15 protein-coding genes are annotated in these 17539 nt (G+C 43.1%); 10 read left to right on the top strand and 5 right to left on the bottom strand.

Annotated elements, in window-relative coordinates:
- Window positions 1-9 precede the first annotated feature (9 nt).
- Both lgt and F0249_RS06550 read left to right on the top strand, forming a co-directional pair.
- Window positions 10-813 carry a prolipoprotein diacylglyceryl transferase gene (lgt, locus tag F0249_RS06555; RefSeq protein ID WP_017053678.1) on the top strand — a complete coding sequence of 268 codons (804 nt, stop codon included), beginning with the start codon at window positions 10-12 and terminating at the stop codon, window positions 811-813.
- Window positions 814-833: 20 nt separating this feature from the next.
- A complete protein-coding gene (locus F0249_RS06550) occupies window positions 834-1685 on the top strand; it encodes a thymidylate synthase (protein WP_017053677.1) in 852 nt (283 codons plus the stop codon).
- Window positions 1686-1823: 138 nt separating this feature from the next.
- Here F0249_RS06550 and F0249_RS06545 read toward each other — a convergent pair whose 3' ends face one another.
- Window positions 1824-2972, bottom strand: a complete 1149-nt coding sequence (locus F0249_RS06545) for a Na/Pi symporter (RefSeq protein WP_216599552.1) — start codon at window positions 2970-2972, stop codon at window positions 1824-1826.
- A gap of 396 nt (window positions 2973-3368) precedes the next feature.
- Between F0249_RS06545 and nhaR the strand changes: the two genes are divergently transcribed.
- Together nhaR and F0249_RS06535 are read left to right on the top strand one after the other, a co-directional pair.
- Entirely contained in the window at window positions 3369-4259 is an 891-nt protein-coding gene (gene nhaR / locus F0249_RS06540; protein WP_113799362.1) for a transcriptional activator NhaR, read from the top strand.
- A gap of 90 nt (window positions 4260-4349) precedes the next feature.
- The gene (locus F0249_RS06535; protein ID WP_017053674.1) at window positions 4350-4646 is read left to right on the top strand and encodes a metalloregulator ArsR/SmtB family transcription factor; all 297 of its coding nucleotides are present in this window, start codon (window positions 4350-4352) and stop codon (window positions 4644-4646) included.
- A 184-nt stretch (window positions 4647-4830) separates the two neighbouring features.
- Here the strand turns inward: F0249_RS06535 and rpsT are convergent, their stop codons facing one another.
- Entirely contained in the window at window positions 4831-5091 is a 261-nt protein-coding gene (gene rpsT / locus F0249_RS06530; protein WP_017053673.1) for a 30S ribosomal protein S20, read from the bottom strand.
- Between the two features lie 262 nt (window positions 5092-5353).
- Here rpsT and murJ point away from each other — a divergent pair, with 262 nt between their 5' ends.
- From murJ to ispH, 6 genes are all read left to right on the top strand, one after another.
- The gene (gene murJ / locus F0249_RS06525) at window positions 5354-6916 is read left to right on the top strand and encodes a murein biosynthesis integral membrane protein MurJ (RefSeq protein ID WP_113799360.1); all 1563 of its coding nucleotides are present in this window, start codon (window positions 5354-5356) and stop codon (window positions 6914-6916) included.
- A gap of 107 nt (window positions 6917-7023) precedes the next feature.
- Window positions 7024-7971, top strand: coding sequence for a bifunctional riboflavin kinase/FAD synthetase (gene ribF, locus F0249_RS06520; protein ID WP_136994121.1), 948 nt, complete (start codon window positions 7024-7026; stop codon window positions 7969-7971).
- Between the two features lie 64 nt (window positions 7972-8035).
- Window positions 8036-10894 (top strand): isoleucine--tRNA ligase, encoded by a 2859-nt coding sequence (ileS, locus tag F0249_RS06515; RefSeq protein WP_171756185.1) that lies wholly within the window; start codon window positions 8036-8038, stop codon window positions 10892-10894.
- Window positions 10895-10978: 84 nt separating this feature from the next.
- Window positions 10979-11479 (top strand): signal peptidase II, encoded by a 501-nt coding sequence (gene lspA, locus F0249_RS06510; protein ID WP_017053669.1) that lies wholly within the window; start codon window positions 10979-10981, stop codon window positions 11477-11479.
- 124 nt (window positions 11480-11603) lie between these two features.
- Window positions 11604-12035: an FKBP-type peptidyl-prolyl cis-trans isomerase gene (gene fkpB, locus F0249_RS06505; RefSeq protein WP_017053668.1), complete on the top strand. Its 432-nt coding sequence runs from the start codon at window positions 11604-11606 to the stop codon at window positions 12033-12035.
- A 44-nt stretch (window positions 12036-12079) separates the two neighbouring features.
- The gene (gene ispH, locus F0249_RS06500) at window positions 12080-13036 is read left to right on the top strand and encodes a 4-hydroxy-3-methylbut-2-enyl diphosphate reductase (protein ID WP_017053667.1); all 957 of its coding nucleotides are present in this window, start codon (window positions 12080-12082) and stop codon (window positions 13034-13036) included.
- Between the two features lie 96 nt (window positions 13037-13132).
- On the opposite strand, the gene btsR is transcribed toward ispH, so the two are convergent.
- From btsR to F0249_RS06485, 3 genes are all read right to left on the bottom strand, one after another.
- The gene (gene btsR, locus F0249_RS06495) at window positions 13133-13864 is read right to left on the bottom strand and encodes a two-component system response regulator BtsR (protein ID WP_113799352.1); all 732 of its coding nucleotides are present in this window, start codon (window positions 13862-13864) and stop codon (window positions 13133-13135) included.
- A gap of 9 nt (window positions 13865-13873) precedes the next feature.
- The gene (locus F0249_RS06490) at window positions 13874-15556 is read right to left on the bottom strand and encodes a sensor histidine kinase (protein ID WP_113799350.1); all 1683 of its coding nucleotides are present in this window, start codon (window positions 15554-15556) and stop codon (window positions 13874-13876) included.
- Between the two features lie 174 nt (window positions 15557-15730).
- Window positions 15731-17224 carry a carbon starvation protein A gene (locus F0249_RS06485; protein WP_171756184.1) on the bottom strand — a complete coding sequence of 498 codons (1494 nt, stop codon included), beginning with the start codon at window positions 17222-17224 and terminating at the stop codon, window positions 15731-15733.
- Between the last annotated feature and the right edge of the window lie 315 nt (window positions 17225-17539).

Genomic DNA, 17539 nt, shown 5'->3' with positions numbered 1-17539 from the left:
AACTTTCTTATGTCTCAGGGATTTATCGAATTCCCCAATATTGATCCTGTTTTACTTGAATTAGGACCAATCTCTATACGCTGGTATGGGCTTATGTATTTGGTCGGCTTCATGTTCGCTATGTGGCTTGCTAACCGCCGAGCGGATAAACAGGGAAGTGGTTGGACGCGCGAAGAAGTCTCTGACCTACTTTTTGCTGGCTTTCTTGGTGTCGTGATTGGCGGTCGAGTAGGCTATGTACTGTTCTATAACTTTGATCTATTTTTGCAAGACCCTCTCTACCTATTTAAAGTATGGACGGGTGGCATGTCATTCCATGGCGGCCTGCTTGGTGTCATTACCGCGATGTTTTGGTATGCGCGTAGAAACCAGCGTACCTTCTTTGCGGTTGCAGATTTTGTCGCTCCATTAGTTCCGTTTGGTTTAGGGATGGGCCGTTTGGGTAATTTCATGAACAGTGAATTATGGGGGCGTGTGACTGATGTGCCATGGGCGATTATTTTCCCAAATGGCGGCCCTCTGCCTCGTCATCCTTCTCAACTGTATGAGTTTGCGCTAGAAGGGGTTGTTCTCTTCTTTATTCTTAATTGGTTTATTCGTAAACCGCGTCCTGCTGGATCGGTGGCTGGTTTATTCTTGATGGGTTACGGCACCTTCCGTTTCCTTGTAGAATACGTTCGCCAACCTGATGCTCATTTAGGATTGTTTGGTGGCTTTATCTCAATGGGACAGATTCTTTCTCTTCCAATGGTATTGCTAGGGGCTCTGCTTATTGCTTGGGCCTATAAAATGAATAACAAAGTAACACGCTAACAGTTAGCAAAGGATAGACAGTGAAACAGTATTTAGATTTATGTCAGCGCATTGTTGACCAAGGTACTTGGATTGAAAATGAGCGAACGGGTAAACGCTGTTTAACCGTGATTAATGCTGATTTGACCTATGATGTTGGACAGAATCAATTCCCACTTGTTACCACGCGTAAGAGCTTCTGGAAAGCCGCAGTCGCTGAGTTACTTGGTTACATTCGAGGTTACGATAACGCTGAAGATTTTCGTAAGCTGGGCACGAAAACGTGGGATGCAAACTCGAACTTAAATGAAGTATGGCTCAAGAGTCCTTTCCGTAAAGGGGAAGATGACATGGGGCGCGTGTATGGCGTTCAAGGTCGTGCTTGGGCGAAACCTGATGGTGGCACGGTTGATCAGTTACGTAAGATTGTTGATGACCTAACCAAAGGGGTGGATGATCGCGGTGAGATCTTGAACTTCTACAACCCTGGTGAATTTCATATGGGTTGCTTGCGTCCGTGTATGTACAGTCATCACTTTTCACTACTGGGTGATACTCTGTACTTAAATAGTACTCAACGCTCGTGTGATGTCCCTCTAGGGCTTAATTTTAATATGGTTCAAGTTTATGCATTTCTTGCCATCATGGCGCAGATAACCGGTAAGAAAGCGGGTGTGGCATATCATAAGATTGTAAATGCACATATTTATGAAGATCAACTTGCACCAATGCGTGATATTCAGCTGAAGCGTGAACCTTTATCGGTTCCTCGATTTAAAATTAACCCGAAGATCCAATCGTTAGAAGATCTAGAAACATGGGTGACTTTAGATGACTTTGAGGTTGAAGGTTATGAGTCTCATGAAGGTATCAAGTACCCATTCTCGGTGTGATGTCACTGTAAACTCATATTGCCGTAAACGAATCTAATACTAAAAAGCCCCAATACCTTTCGGTGTTGGGGCTTTTTTATTATTCATAGAGAATTAAGCTCATAGTTAACTAAGCTCATCGCTTACTAGGCTGAGAAATTAAACCGTTAATGCGAGGATTGTACCTGGCATGATGATAAACACGCTGACTAAGTAAGCGGCCACAATGCCTCTATTCTTAACCGCCATGTCTGAAATAAAGTCAGCACACTTAACAGGCAGTTCACGAAGGAACGGAATACCGAAGATAAATACCGTCGCCAGAATGTTAAAGGCTAAGTGAACCAAAGCAATTTGTAGTGCGAACACGGCAAACTCACCAGATACAGCCGTTGCAGCTAATAGGGCTGTAATACACGTACCAATGTTTGCTCCAAGGGTAAATGGGTACACATCGCGAACTTTAAGCACGCCAGTACCAACCAGTGGCACCATTAAGCTTGTCGTTGTTGAAGACGATTGTACGAGTACCGTAACGATAGATCCTGATACTATTCCGTGAATCGGTCCACGACCAATCGCGTTCTTTAGAATCTCACGAGCACGACCAACCATTAGGCTCTTCATCAACTTACCCATGACGGTGATAGCAACGAAGATGGTCGCAATACCGAGAACAATAAGCGCAATACCACCAGCGACATCCCCAAAGGTTGATAGAGGCTCTTTAAGCGCGCTGACAACAGGTTTAGTGATTGGCTTTATAAAGTTTAAGCCTTTAATGCTCATATCACCGGTTGCTAGCATTGGCGAAACTAACCAGTGTGAAATCTTTTCTAGAATGCCAAACGCCATCTCTAACGGTAAGAAAATAGCGACTGCGAGTAAATTAAAGAAGTCATGGATAGTGGCACTAGCAAAAGCTCGTTTGAACTCTTGATTACATCGAACGTGGCCTAGGCTCACTAATGTATTGGTGACTGTTGTACCAATGTTTGCACCCATGATCATAGGAATGGCGGTTTCAACAGGCAAGCCACCAGCCACAAGGCCAACAATAATCGATGTGACGGTACTTGAAGATTGAATTAAAGCTGTCGCAACTAAGCCAATCATTAAACCGGCTACAGGGTGTGAAGCAAATTCAAATAGAACTTTTGCCTGTTCACCTGTTGCTAATTTGAAGCCGCTTCCAACCATAGAAACAGCAAGTAAAAGTAGGTATAGCATGAACGCCAAGTTAGCCCAGCGTAGCCAACGAGTCGTGCTTGAAATCGGCGCTGCAGCAGCAGTTGCTTGGTTAATCATAGTTATCTCCGTTTGACCATTTAAAGTAGGTTTGGTCGATTGTTGAATCTGTCCGCGATGTTAGAGGTTAAATATTTCAGTAATATGACACTTATGTGGCGAAGAAAGTTTTTTGTATGAATTCTCAGGAAATATTCATTTTGCCTGTGATTCGTGGTTTTAAGGTGCTGATATTAAAGGTTTTTAAAGCGTAAATTGTTTGAGGTGTCTAGATGTCTATCGAGTAATTAATTTCAATTTAATGGCATTCCTATTACTTTTTTATTTTAAATATGAACATCATTGTTCGGGAAAAGTATGGAATTAGTTTGAACTGGTCGTAATTTCCGATAGTTTGTTGTGTGATGTAACATTTGCTATAAAGGCATACTCAAATGACTAGCACGATGGCTAACAATGTCTCATTTAAACTATAACCACCTATATTATTTCTGGATGGTGTGTAAACAAGGCTCAGTAACGAAAGCGGCGGATGCGCTGTTTTTGACGCCACAAACAGTGACCGGTCAAATTAAAGCTCTCGAAGAGCGTATGGATGGGAAACTGACTAAGCGTAATGGTCGTAGTATCGAACCGACAGAGCTTGGGCAACTGGTTTTTAAATACGCTGATCGTATGTTCGGCTTGAGCTATGAAATGCTTGATATTGTTAACTACAGTCAGCACTCCAACATATTATTTGAGGTAGGGGTGGCGGATGCGCTCTCCAAGCGAGTGGTAAGTAAAATCTTAATGACTACGGTTCCTGATGATGACAGCATTCACCTACGTTGCTTTGAGTCGACTCATGAAATGTTACTAGAACGTTTATCTCAGCATAAACTGGATATGATTTTATCTGACTGTCCGGTGGATTCAGGCAAGATCCCGGGTTTATTTAGTAAGAAGCTTGGTGAAACTAATATGAGCTTCTTCTGTACGGGTAATGTGGAAAATGTGAGTTTTCCAGCTGTTTTGGAAGAACGAAAATTGCTCATCCCTGGGAGCCGAACATCAATGGGGCGGAAAGTTCTACAGTGGTTTGATCGCCAAGGGCTTCAGCCTAATATTTTAGGTGAATTTGATGATGTTGCTTTAATGAAAGCTTTCTCACGCTACCACCAAGATGTGATTTTCTTAGCACCAAGCTTGTATATGAACGAGATAGAAGATGAGCGTACATTGCAGTTATTAGGGCATATGGATGAGCTAAAAGAAGAATATTATGTCATTTTTGCTGAAAGGATGATCCAACATCCAGCCGTAAAAAATGTATGTGACGCCGATTTTAGTCAATTGTTTAAATGATCGCTTTTATTATCGCCAGTAAATGGATTATCATCGAATTATTATAAAAACATATAAAGTTACACTTATTTTATTTTACAGGGGTAGTACATGAACCTTGAAGAGATGGAAAAAAACTCTGCGAACGCGGTTGTTTTGCTGAAGGCCATGGCGAATGAAAGACGCTTGCAAATCTTATGTTTATTGCACAATCAAGAACTCTCTGTCGGTGAGTTGTGCTGTAATTTAGAATTGAGTCAATCTGCATTATCACAACACCTAGCGTGGTTGCGTAGAGATGGCTTGGTTGATACTCGTAAAGAAGCGCAGACGGTTTACTACAGCTTAAGTAGTAAAGAAGTGAAGGCGATGATTGAATTGCTTCATGGACTTTACTGTCAGGACTAATTTTAGATAGTCGCCATAGAGCGTGATCAATGAGAGAAGGTTGGTATGAAAATATCAGCCTTTTTTATCGTTTAAATATTTAATGATGCAGTCTGAAGGTGAGGTTTTGTTTACGGCTATAAAATTTAGATATAAAAAAACCGGCAAAAGCCGGTTTTTTTCGTTCACTAGAATCAAATTTCTATTAAAGAGCTTTGATTGCAGCAGTGAAACGAGACTTATGACGTGCAGCTTTATTCTTATGAATAAGGCCTTTAGTCGCCATACGGTCTAGAAGCGGTGTAACTTCTACTAGTGCAGCAGTTGCAGCTTCTTTATCGCCAGCTTCAATAGCTGCGATTGTTTTTTTCATGTAAGTGCGCATCATAGAACGACGGCTAGCATTGTGCTGGCGACGTTTCTCAGCTTGGATAGCGCGCTTCTTAGCAGATTTACAGTTTGCCAAGGGTCTAACTCCCAAAAACTTTAGTTCGGTGACAATTTAAGGGCGAGGACTATCCCTCATAGGCGCTTAAATGTCAAATGATTTGTGCAAAAACCCACCTGAACCAAACAAACTTTGGTATGGAAAGGTTATCGCGGTTAAGATGGCGGGGATTCTAACAGCATTTTTATACCAATGCTAATAAATATGATAGTTGAACGACGATAGTCATCAACATGACGCAAACTCAATGACATAGCATTGATAGCATTCCGAGGTTTTTGTGAGTAAACGACTATTAAAGTCAGGCTTGATTGTAAGTGCGATGACTTTTATTTCTCGTGTTCTAGGCTTAGTTCGCGACGTGGTAGTAGCCAATTTAATGGGAGCAGGGGCAAGTGCCGATGTATTTTTCTTTGCTAATAAAATTCCTAACTTTTTACGTCGCTTATTCGCGGAAGGTGCGTTTTCTCAAGCTTTTGTTCCTGTTCTAACGGAATATCACGCCTCTGGAGATAAAGATAAGACTAGAGAACTTATCGCGAGGGCGTCGGGTACATTAGGTGTCATTGTCACTATCGTAACGTTAATCGGCGTTTTAGGCTCTGGGGTCGTAACGGCTATGTTTGGAGCGGGTTGGTTTATTGACTGGCTAAACGATGGACCGGATGCCGGTAAGTTTGAGTTAGCAAGCTTTATGTTAAAGATAACGTTCCCCTACTTATGGTTTATCACTTTTGTCGCGTTATCTGGAGCGATCTTAAATACACTTGGTAAGTTTGCCGTCTCATCATTTACGCCTGTTTTTCTGAATGTGATGATCATTGGCTGCGCGCTTTTTCTTGCGCCTAACTTAGAACAGCCAGAAATTGGATTAGCAATTGGGGTTTTTTTAGGTGGGTTAGTACAGTTTCTTTTTCAACTGCCATTTCTTATCAAGGCGGGCATGCTGGTTAAACCTCAATGGGGTTGGCATGATCCGGGTGTGGTAAAAATTCGCACATTAATGATCCCAGCGCTATTTGGTGTGTCGGTAAGCCAGATCAATTTGTTGTTTGATACTTTCATTGCCAGTTTTCTCGCAACGGGATCAATCAGTTGGCTTTATTACTCAGACCGTTTACTCGAATTTCCTTTAGGGCTATTCGGTATCGCGATTGCGACCGTCATACTGCCTGCGTTATCGCGTAAACATGTTGATGCTCAAAGTGAAGGCTTCTCCCACACGATGGATTGGGGGGTTCGAATGGTGACTCTTCTTGGGGTACCAGCAATGCTAGGGCTGATGGTATTGGCAAAACCCATGTTGATGGTTCTGTTTATGCGTGGAGAGTTTTCTCCTCATGATGTCCAACAAGCTTCTCTTTCTCTCCTTGCTTACGCATCCGGCCTACTTAATTTCATGCTGATTAAGGTGCTTGCTCCCGGTTATTACTCACGTCAGGATACGAAAACACCCGTTAAATATGGCATTATTGCGATGGTGACCAATATGGTATTTAACGCCATATTTGCATCACTCTATGGATATGTTGGACTTGCCATGGCGACGGCGCTCTCTGCTTTTGTCAATATGGCGCTCTTGTATCGAGGTCTGCATATTCAGGGCGTGTATCGCCTCACAAAGAGAACATTACTGTTTGTCGCGCGGTTAATGGTTGCTGGTGGTGTTATGGTCGCTACGGTGATTTGGCTGCTTGATGATATGTCCCTTTGGTTGACGTGGAACTTTAGCCAGAGAGTGCTCACCCTTGTTTATTTGATCGCAGCGGGAGCGGGTTCTTATCTATTAACCGTGTTACTTCTTGGTTTGCGCTTGAAAGACTTAAAAGTGGGAACTGATTAAGCGCTTTTGGATGCTGACTGAGCAATAGTGGAAACGTAACAATTAGTATATAATCCGTCGGTTTCATACAGTGTTTAATGATAAATATAGGTTTTTAGTTAATTCAAATGGAATTGATCCGAGGCATTCATAATATAAAGTCGCAGCATCATGGCTGTGTACTCACTATCGGTAACTTTGATGGTGTTCATTTGGGACATCAAGAAGTTTTAAGCCAAGTGTCTGAACAAGCAGATGTTTTAGGTTTACCTTCGGTAGTCATGACGTTTGAACCTCAGCCAATGGAATTGTTTGCTAAAGACAAAGCTCCGGCGAGACTAACTCGATTGCGTGATAAATATGTACAGCTCAGCAAGCTGGATATAGATCGTTTACTTTGTGTGAATTTTAATGCGTACTTTGCTAATTTATCGGCAGAAGCCTTTATTCGTGACTTGTTGGTCACTCGTTTGGGTGTTAGATTTCTAGTCGTTGGTGATGATTTTTGTTTTGGTAAAGGCCGAGAAGGCAACTTTTCTATGCTCAAAAAAGCAGGAGAGGAGTTTGGTTTTCAGGTCGTGAGTACTCAAAGTTATTGTTTTAAAAATAATGGCTTACAGAAAAGAGTCAGTAGCACCGCCATTCGAGAAGCATTAGCCGCAGATGACATGAAAGCATCGGCTGAGATGCTTGGCCGAGAATACAGTATTAATGGTCGTGTTTCTCATGGTCGAAAATTAGGCCGAACCATTGGCTTTCCAACCGCGAATATCCCATTAAAACGCTGTGTATCTCCAGTGTCAGGGGTGTATGTTGTTCAAGCATTAGGTCTTGGAGAACAGCCTGTCGGTGGGGTAGCAAATATAGGTCAAAGGCCAACAGTTGATGGCGTTCGTCAGCAACTAGAAGTACATTTATTTAATTTTAGCGCGGATTTATACGGTAAGCAGTTAGAAGTAACGCTTTTGCATAAATTACGCGACGAAAAGAAATTTGAATCATTTGATGCTCTTAAGCAACAAATAGAATTGGATGCTGAAGCCGCAAGGGTGTGGTTGCTTCAGCCTAAACGTTAATCGGACAATTCCACCGATTAGCATAATGTCTAAACTTCGCCCAATATAACGGAATTAAGAATCGATGAGTGATTATAAAGATACCCTGAACCTACCTGAAACAGGGTTCCCAATGCGTGGCAACTTAGCCAATCGCGAACCAGAAATGCTTAAGCGTTGGTATAAAGAAGATCTTTACGGTGAAATCCGTAAAGCAAAGAAAGGTAAAAAATCTTTCGTATTACACGATGGCCCTCCATACGCTAACGGTGATATTCATATTGGTCACGCGCTGAACAAGATTCTTAAAGACATTATTATTAAATCGAAAACGCTTTCTGGTTTTGATGCACCGTACATCCCTGGTTGGGACTGTCACGGTCTACCAATCGAATTGATGGTAGAGAAGAAGAAAGGCAAGCCTGGTCAGAAGATCACAGCCTCTGAATTCCGTGAAGAGTGCCGTAAGTACGCTGCTGTTCAAGTTGAAGGTCAGAAAGAGAGCTTTAAACGTTTAGGTATCATGGGCGAGTGGGATAAACCATACCGCACTATGGACTTTGGTACTGAAGCGAACATCATCCGTTCTCTTGGTAAAATCGCTGATCAAGGTCACTTACTGAAAGGTTTCAAACCTGTTCACTGGTGTACAGATTGTGGCAGTGCGTTAGCCGAAGCTGAAGTTGAATATAAAGATAAAGTATCGCCATCAATTGACGTTAAATTCCTTGCGGCAGACGAAGCTGCAACAGTAGGTAAATTCTCTCTGGCTGGCGATCACGCTGGTGAAGGTGAGCTTTCTATTGTTATCTGGACAACAACGCCTTGGACGCTACCGGCTAACCGTGCAGTTTGTCTGCGTGAAGATCTTGAATACGTAATGGTTCAAGTCGAAGCAACAGAAGAACAAGCAGCTCAACGTATTATTGTGGCTTCTGAATTAGCAAAAGATGTGATGGATCGTGCTGGTATTGCACACTTCCATAACCTTGGTTTTGCAAGCGGTGCGGATCTTGAGCTTACTCAATTCAACCACCCATTCTACGATTTCACGGTTCCTGCTGTTCTGGGTGATCACGTAACAACTGATTCTGGTACTGGTGTGGTTCATACCGCTCCAGGCCATGGTCAAGAAGATTTCGTGGTTGGTAAAAAATACGACCTAGAAATCGCAAACCCAGTTGGCTCAAATGGTGTTTATCTACCAGATACAGAGCTATTTGCTGGTCAGCACGTGTTTAAAGCGAACGATTCAGTACTAGAAGTATTGAAAGAGAAAGGCGCATTACTGCACCACCACGCTTATGAGCACAGCTACCCACATTGCTGGAGACACAAAACGCCAATCATTTTCCGTGCAACACCACAATGGTTCATCTCAATGGATCAAGCTGGCCTACGTGCAAAAGCACTAGAGTCAATTAAGAGTGTTGAGTGGTTGCCTGAATGGGGTCAAAGCCGCATCGAAGGTATGGTTGAAGGTCGCCCTGAGTGGTGTATCTCTCGTCAACGTACTTGGGGTGTACCAATTGCTCTGTTCGTTCACAAAGAGACGTCAGAACTTCACCCAGATAGCCCAGCGCTTATTGAAAAAGTAGCGAAGCTTGTTGAAGAGAAAGGCATTCAAGCTTGGTGGGATGTTGACACAGCTGAACTTATGGGCGCAGAAGACGCTGATAAGTACGAAAAAGTCATGGATACGCTAGACGTATGGTTCGACTCGGGTGTGACGCACTTCTCTGTTGTGGATTCTCGTGAAGAGTACAACTTCCCTAATGAAGAGAGAACTCACAGCGCTGATCTTTACCTTGAAGGTTCAGACCAACACCGTGGCTGGTTCCAGTCTTCACTGATTTCATCTATCGCGATGAAAGACGTAGCGCCTTACAAGCAAGTGCTTACGCATGGTTTCGTGGTAGATGGTAACGGCCGTAAGATGTCTAAATCTATCGGTAACGTTGTCGCGCCTAAAGATGTAACCAACAAACTAGGTGCGGATATTCTGCGTCTATGGGTTGCTTCGACAGACTACACTGGCGAAGTTGCGGTTTCTGATGAAATCCTTAAGCGTTCAGCTGATGCTTACCGTCGAATTCGTAACACAGCACGTTTCTTCCTAGCGAACTTAAATGGCTTCAACCCTGAAACTGATTTAGTACCTGTTGAAGAGATGGTTGCTCTGGATCGTTGGGCTGTGGGTCGTGCATTCGCAGCACAAGAAGAGATTGTTGCAGCATACGGTGAGTACAACACACACGGCGTAACACAACGTCTTATGCAGTTCTGCTCTATCGAAATGGGCTCTTTCTACTTAGACGTAATCAAAGACCGTCAGTACACTGCGAAATTGGGCGGACACGCTCAACGCAGCTGTCAATCAGCACTTTACTACATCGTAGAAGCATTGGTTCGTTGGATGGCTCCAATCATGTCATTCACTGCTGATGAAATCTGGAACGAAATGCCAGGCACACGTGATAAGTTTGTATTCACTGGCGAATGGTTTGACGGTTTGGTTGCTCTATCTGAAGAAGAAGCACTGAACAACGAATTTTGGACTGAAATCCAAGGCGTTCGTGGCGCAGTAAACAAACTTCTAGAAGATGCTCGTAAAGAGAAAACCATTGGTGGTTCACTTCAAGCTGAAGTGACGCTTTACGCTGATGATGCTCTAGCGGCAACCATTAACAAGCTAGAAGACGAACTGCGTTTTGTATTGCTAACGTCTAAAGCACAAGTGAAAGCGCTAAGCGAAAAAACAGACAGTGCACACGCTACTGATGTTGAAGGTCTATTCGTAGAAGTCGCGGCAACAGAAGCTGAGAAGTGTGATCGTTGTTGGCACCATACATCAGATGTCGGCACAATCGAAGGTCACGAGAAAGTATGTGGTCGCTGTGCAACAAACGTATCTGGTGAAGGTGAAGAGCGTAAATACGCTTAACCAATTCAATTATTTACGATTGCATTGAACTTTTAATCTATTTAGCAGCCCCAGTATTTACTGGGGTTGTTTTTAGGATTTGGAATGACAGAAGTAACATTGAAACAGTCTGGTGTTCGTTGGTTATGGCTTGCTGTACTGATCTTTATTGCCGACATTAGCATCAAGTTATTCGTGATGGATAACATTGGTTATGGCTGGGCGAATCGCATTGAAGTATTGCCCTTCTTTAATTTTTTGTATGTTCATAACTACGGTGCTGCGTTTAGCTTTTTGAGTGATCAAGCGGGTTGGCAACGTTGGTTGTTTACTGGTATCGCTTTTGCTGTAACGGCAATGCTCACCTATTGGATGAGTAAGTTACCTGCAAAAGATAAATGGAACAATATTGCTTACGCCATGATTATTGGTGGTGCAGTCGGCAATGTATTTGATCGAGTTGTTCATGGTTTTGTTGTCGATTATCTTGATTTCTTTTGGGGAACGTACCATTGGCCGGCCTTTAATTTAGCGGACTCTACGATTTGTGTTGGCGCTGCGATGATCATCCTTGATGGTTTTCGTAAAAAAGACGATGCAAAGTAACCGCCTCGCTCAAAATTAGAATAACCTTAAGCGCTGTCCGTTGATTCGGTCGGCGCTTTTTGTTATTTAAGTTAAACGTATAAAAACAATAACGAACATTAAATTGACCCAAGGAAGAACCAACGTGACAACAATACAAAAAGAGAGCGCAGTAACCCTGCATTTTACGATTAAACTGAGTGATGGTTCTGTTGCTGATAGTACACATAGCATGGATAAGCCAGCGAAACTTGTTATCGGAGACGGTAGCTTAAGTGACAGTTTTGAGCAGTGTTTAATCGGGCTTCAAGTGGGTGAAAAACAAGCGATAGAGCTTAAAGCTGAAGATGCTTTTGGAATGCCAAACCCAGACAATATCCATCATATGGACAGAGCTAAATTTGTTGGTGATGCAGAGGTTGAAGTCGGCACTATCATGGCGTTTAGTGGGCCGGATGGTATGGAAATTCCTGGTATCATCGCCGATATTGCGGGCGATTCAGTGACGGTGGATTTTAACCATCCACTGGCAGGGCAAGATGTCACTTTTGAAGTTGAAATTTTGTCTGTTGAGTAACTCATCGTTTAACGTAAAATAGCCGACCAAATAAGATAATACCCATGAGCAATGAAATGAAAATCATGTTAGCCAATCCACGAGGTTTTTGTGCCGGAGTGGATCGTGCCATTAGTATCGTTGAGCGCGCACTTGAACTGTATCAGCCGCCGATTTATGTTCGCCATGAAGTGGTGCATAACCGTTTTGTGGTTGAGGGGTTAAAGCAGCGTGGTGCTATTTTTGTCGAAGAACTGAATGAAGTGCCAGACGATAATATTGTGATTTTTTCAGCTCATGGTGTATCACAAGCCGTTCGACAAGAAGCCAAAGAGCGAGAGCTTACGGTCTTTGATGCGACTTGTCCTCTGGTGACCAAAGTTCATATGGAAGTGGCTCGTGCAAGCCGTAAGAATATGGAAGTGGTGCTCATTGGCCACGCAGGACACCCAGAAGTCGAAGGCACAATGGGGCAGTACGCCAGCCAAACGGGTGGGATGTATTTAGTCGAGAAGCCAGAAGATGTAGAGAAACTCGTCGTCAACGATCCGAGTCACTTGCACTATGTGAGCCAAACGACCCTATCTGTAGATGAAACGTCTGACGTGATTGAGAAGTTGCGTGAAGTGTTCCCTGAGATCCAAGGGCCGCGTAAAGATGACATTTGTTACGCGACTCAAAACCGTCAAGATGCGGTTCGTGAACTAGCGGAAGACGTTGATGTAGTCGTTGTCGTCGGCTCTAAAAATTCATCAAATTCTACCCGTTTGAAAGAGTTAGCTGAAAAGCTAGGCACTCCAGGCTACTTAATTGATTGCCCTGAAGATATTAACCCTGAATGGTTTGAGGCTAAATTGAAAATTGGTGTGACGGCGGGGGCATCGGCACCTGAAGAGTTGGTGAAACAGATCCTAGATCGCATTCAAGAACTCGGCGCTCAGAGCATTGAAGAGGTCTCTGGTCGTGAAGAGAATATGTTCTTTGAAGTGCCAAAAGAGTTACAAATCAAGCAGATTGATTAATTGTATTTCATTATGATTGTAAAAGGCGACCCTATTTGAGGTCGCTTTTTTTATGGGTGTAAATTGACTGAATCTGATCTAAACGTATCAAAACGTCTACTGGATCCCTAAGGTCTCTTTCAGAGCTTTTAAAAACCGTCGACTGACTGGAATTTCATAATCCGTCAGTGTGAGGATCTCGGCCAATCCATTTTCCAATAGTTTGATCTCTTTAATCGCTTTTATGCTGACCAAATACTGGCGGTGACACCGGATCAAGTCAGTTTTCTCTTCCAAATTTTTCAGCGTTAACTGAGTCGATGCGGTTTGGTTTTGCGTTCTAACATGTACACCACTGATATCACTATAGGCACATTCAACGTTTTCTGTAGCAATGATCATAATACGATTATGTCCAACACAAGGAATCTGGTCTAAGTGCGTGGGGGCAATCGCAGCGATGTTTTGTGGCTCGGATTGAGCGTTAAAACGGGCAACTTTAACGAGACGAGAAACGGTTTTCTTTAGGCGGCAAGGATCGACAGGTTTCAAAAGATAATCAAAAGCATTATCTTCAAAAGCTTGTATTGCGTATTGATCAAAAGCCGTCACAAACACTACCGTTGGCATGGTGTCCGGATCCAGCATGCTCAACAGTTCGATACCTGAAATCTGAGGCATCTGAATATCGAGAAAAACCACATCAGGTTTCAAACTGTTGATCTTCTGTAGGCCTTCGATAGCGTTGCTTGCAAGATCGACGACATCAATTTCGCCCGTTTGTGCCAGTAACTCTGCAAGCTCTTCCCGAGCAAAAAGTTCATCATCTATGACAAGTGCAGTTAACATTCAATCGCCTTAATGGTCAGCTTGATTTGAAGGAAGAATGATAAAGCTCATTCGAGTGTAGTGCTGTGGTTTTACTTCTATTTTTAGTGTTATGTCACGGCCCAACTTATTGGTGAGGCGTTTGCTTACAATATCTAAGCCTAACCCCGAGTGATCAGACTCCGGTTTAACATAAGCTCCCGCATTATCCTCCACCACAATTTGATAGCCCTGCTTACATTGTTGGCTATAAATCTTGACGCAGCCACCTTCCAGTAAATTTGAAATACCGTGTTTAATCGCGTTTTCGACTAAAGGTTGCAGAGTAAAACTAGGGATTTTGACTTCCAGTAACCTAGGCTCGATATCAAATTCAACCTCTAACCTATCGGTAAATCTCGCCTTTTCTATGGTTAGGTATGCATTGACGTGTGCCAACTCATCTTTCAGCGTCACCGTCTCGATATTCTGCTTTAAGTTACTACGGAAGAAGTGTGAAAGGTGCTGTATGAGTTCTCGTGCTTTGTCTGGATCTCGGCGCGTGATCGCACTGATGGTATTGAGTGCATTAAACAGAAAATGCGGGTTAACTTGTGCGTGCAGCAATTTGATCTCCGCTTGAGTGAGTAAGGTCTGCTGCTGTTGATAGTCACAATAAAGGATCTGGCTTGAAAGAAGTTGAGCGATCCCTTCAGCCATCGACATATTAATCGTCGAGAAGAGTTTCCTACGAGGTTCATACAACTTAATGGTACCAACCACCTCGCTTCCTGCTCTCAGAGGGATAATGAGTGCTGAACCAAGTTTACATTCAGAAGAAATTGAGCACTGGTAAGGGTTTTCGGTTCCATCTAAATAGATAATATCGTTTTTCTCCATAGAGGAGAGGGTGCATTGAGAAGATATGACAGTGTTGGGTTTATGGTGGTCATCGCCAATGCCGACAAATGCGAGAATTTTCTCTTTATCTGTGATGGCGACAGCGCCGACGTTGGTCTCTTCGTAAACGATACGAGCAATTTTTTCTGCATTTTCGGAGTTGAACCCGGTGTGCAAAATGCCAACTGACCTATCTGCAATTGAGAGTGCTCGACGTGAGAAAGTGGCTGAATATTTTTCAAAAATGGTTTTCCTGTCCTGAAGGATACTCATGAAAAGGGCTGCACCAACGGAGTTTGCGATGATCATTGGTGCTGCAATATCAGAGACGAGAGCATAAGCTTGGTCGAAAGGTTTAGCGACCAATAGAAGCAGCAGCATTTGAACAATTTCCGCAACCAGAGTGATGCTAAATACCACCACCGGATTAAACAGTTGCTCGCTCTTATCTTTACGTACTAAGTAAATATGCAGTAGTCCGCCAATTAAGCCTTCAGCTGTCGTTGAAATGGCACAAGCTACATCGGTAAATCCACCTAATGTATAACGGTGTATTCCGCCAGTTAGACCGACAGCAAATCCGACAATTGGGCCTCCAAATAGCCCGCCCATTACCGCGCCAATGGCTCTGGTATTGGCTATCGCATCGTTGATCTGCAAACCGAAATAGGTGCCCATGATACAAAAAAGGGAGAATAAAACGTAGCAACTGAACTTATGACTGAAACGAGATGAGATGTTCAGTAGAGGCAAAAAAATGGGTGTTTTACTTAGCATGTAGGCCAGTACAAGGTAAACACACATCTGCTGAAGCAGAGATAAAACCAATTCCATAATTGTCACCTAGGGGAGATATAGGGTGTATTTTAAAGCAAACTACTAGGATGTGTTGAGCTTTCGTGATTAAAACTGACTGAATCGATCTCCTTTTGTTTTTAAGAGATAAAATAAAACCCATCACGGAGATGGGTTTTTTCTTAATTTAGCAAGTGAAGGTAACGTTGACGCTTACGCTGTTTCAGTGACAGCTTTAGTTTTATCGGATGTTTCATCTTCATCAGCAAAGTCGTCACCTTTGCCTTTTGAACGCTTCATCACATAAGCAGTAACGGATAGTGCCGTCACAATCCCTGCAATGGTTGAAACCGTCATTGGTAAGCCGAAACCGAGTTGGCTATTGCTTAGAATAAAGGTCACACAAACAGTGGTCATAAATATCGCTGGGACCGTCGCAACCCAATGCAGTTTATTGTGGCGTAGTAGGTAAGCTGAAGCCGTCCATAGCATCATCACTGCTGTCGATTGGTTAGCAAAACCGAAGTAGCGCCAGATGATACCGAAATCAACTTGAGTTAAGATTCCACCAAGAACAAATAGAGGCAGTGCCATAAATAGACGGTTACGCAGTGTTTTCTGTTCCATGTTGAAGTATTCAGCCAAAATCAAGCGGCTTGAACGGAAAGCGGTATCGCCAGAAGTGATAGGCAAAATAACCACACCAAGGAAAGCCAACACGCCACCAAATACACCAAGCAGACCAAATGAAGCGCTGTACACGACGTTACCCGGACCGCCATTCTTAATCGCTTCTGCAAGAGAATCTACTGAGCCGAAGAAAGACAAGGCAAGTGCACACCAGATCAGCGCGATAATGCCTTCACCAATCATTGCTCCGTAGAAGACAAAGCGACCATTCTTTTCGTTTTCCATGCAACGCGCCATCAATGGAGATTGGGTAGCGTGGAAGCCAGATATTGCACCACAAGCGATAGTGATGAATAGAGCAGGCCAAAGTGGCAGATCGTTAGGGTTCATATTAGTGAACATGTCGCTCACTTCATAGCCGCCTAAAATCGTATGTTCACCTGATAAGCCAATGGCAGTGATAAGACCGACAGACATGAAAATCAGCAGTGCACCAAAGAATGGGTAGAAACGGCCAATAATTTTGTCTACCGGAACCACGGTAGCGAGAATGTAGTAAGCGAAGATAATGATGACCATCGTTGTCATCGACATAGCGATATCAGTTTGATCGTTTACTAAAGTAGTGATCATGCCAGCAGGCGCTGAAACGAAAACCACACCAACAAGTAGAAGTAGAATAATGGCAAAAATGTTCATGAAATGTTTTGCGCCATTGCCTAGGTATCGACCTGTGATTGTAGGTACTGATGCGCCGCCATTTCGAATAGAGAGCATACCGGAGAAGTAGTCATGAACGGCACCGGCAAAGATACAACCAATGACAATCCATAGCATTGCCGCAGGGCCGTAAAGCGCACCCATGATAGGGCCGAAAATTGGACCTACGCCTGCAATGTTGAGTAGCTGAACCAAATAGACTTTCTTGGTCGACATTGGTACGTAATCCACACCATCTTGTTTTGTTATTGCTGGTGTAGGGCGGTTTTCATTAATACCAAATACTTTCTCAATGAAAGCACCGTAAATAAAATAGCCACCGATTAGTGCGGCCACACAAGTTAGAAACCACATCATAATTTGTTATCCCTTCTATTTGTATTCCGAATTCAGGTTAAGTTTGTCTGTCGTATGAGATAGTAAAACTGCCACTCGCTCACGTCATGCGCTTCTAGGCTGAGTGGTGGAATAGCGAATTAAGTGGTAGTCATTAACGTTAAGTGGTTTTGGCTATTTCGAGAAAATCGGAAGTGATATGAAAGTGGATTATTATTATGATTGTCTGCGAAGAGTTTTGGTAAACTAACCTTATTCTGAGCGGGTGGGCTTCTTAGATATTAAACGTCTAAGTTTGGCTAAAATACAGTGATTCTGTTGAGCCTAATTGAAAAT

Source organism: Vibrio sp. 03-59-1 (assembly GCF_013114135.1).
Taxonomy (GTDB): domain Bacteria; phylum Pseudomonadota; class Gammaproteobacteria; order Enterobacterales; family Vibrionaceae; genus Vibrio; species Vibrio cortegadensis.
The sequence above is the reverse complement of the archived record's forward strand: the minus strand, read 5'-3'. Positions and strand labels throughout refer to the sequence as shown.

Bases quoted from the DNA above. Each gene is read 5' to 3' on its own strand.
- F0249_RS06490 (WP_113799350.1), bottom strand. From the start codon at position 15,556: ATGGAATTGGTTTTATCTCTGCTTCAGCAGATGTGTGTTTACCTTGTA.
- lgt (WP_017053678.1), top strand. From the start codon at position 10: ATGTCTCAGGGATTTATCGAATTCCCCAATATTGATCCTGTTTTACTT.
- F0249_RS06535 (WP_017053674.1), top strand. From the start codon at position 4,350: ATGAACCTTGAAGAGATGGAAAAAAACTCTGCGAACGCGGTTGTTTTG.
- ispH (WP_017053667.1), top strand. From the start codon at position 12,080: ATGAGCAATGAAATGAAAATCATGTTAGCCAATCCACGAGGTTTTTGT.
- lspA (WP_017053669.1), top strand. From the start codon at position 10,979: ATGACAGAAGTAACATTGAAACAGTCTGGTGTTCGTTGGTTATGGCTT.
- F0249_RS06485 (WP_171756184.1), bottom strand. From the start codon at position 17,224: ATGATGTGGTTTCTAACTTGTGTGGCCGCACTAATCGGTGGCTATTTT.
- ileS (WP_171756185.1), top strand. From the start codon at position 8,036: ATGAGTGATTATAAAGATACCCTGAACCTACCTGAAACAGGGTTCCCA.
- ribF (WP_136994121.1), top strand. From the start codon at position 7,024: ATGGAATTGATCCGAGGCATTCATAATATAAAGTCGCAGCATCATGGC.
- F0249_RS06545 (WP_216599552.1), bottom strand. From the start codon at position 2,972: ATGATTAACCAAGCAACTGCTGCTGCAGCGCCGATTTCAAGCACGACT.
- btsR (WP_113799352.1), bottom strand. From the start codon at position 13,864: ATGTTAACTGCACTTGTCATAGATGATGAACTTTTTGCTCGGGAAGAG.
- nhaR (WP_113799362.1), top strand. From the start codon at position 3,369: ATGTCTCATTTAAACTATAACCACCTATATTATTTCTGGATGGTGTGT.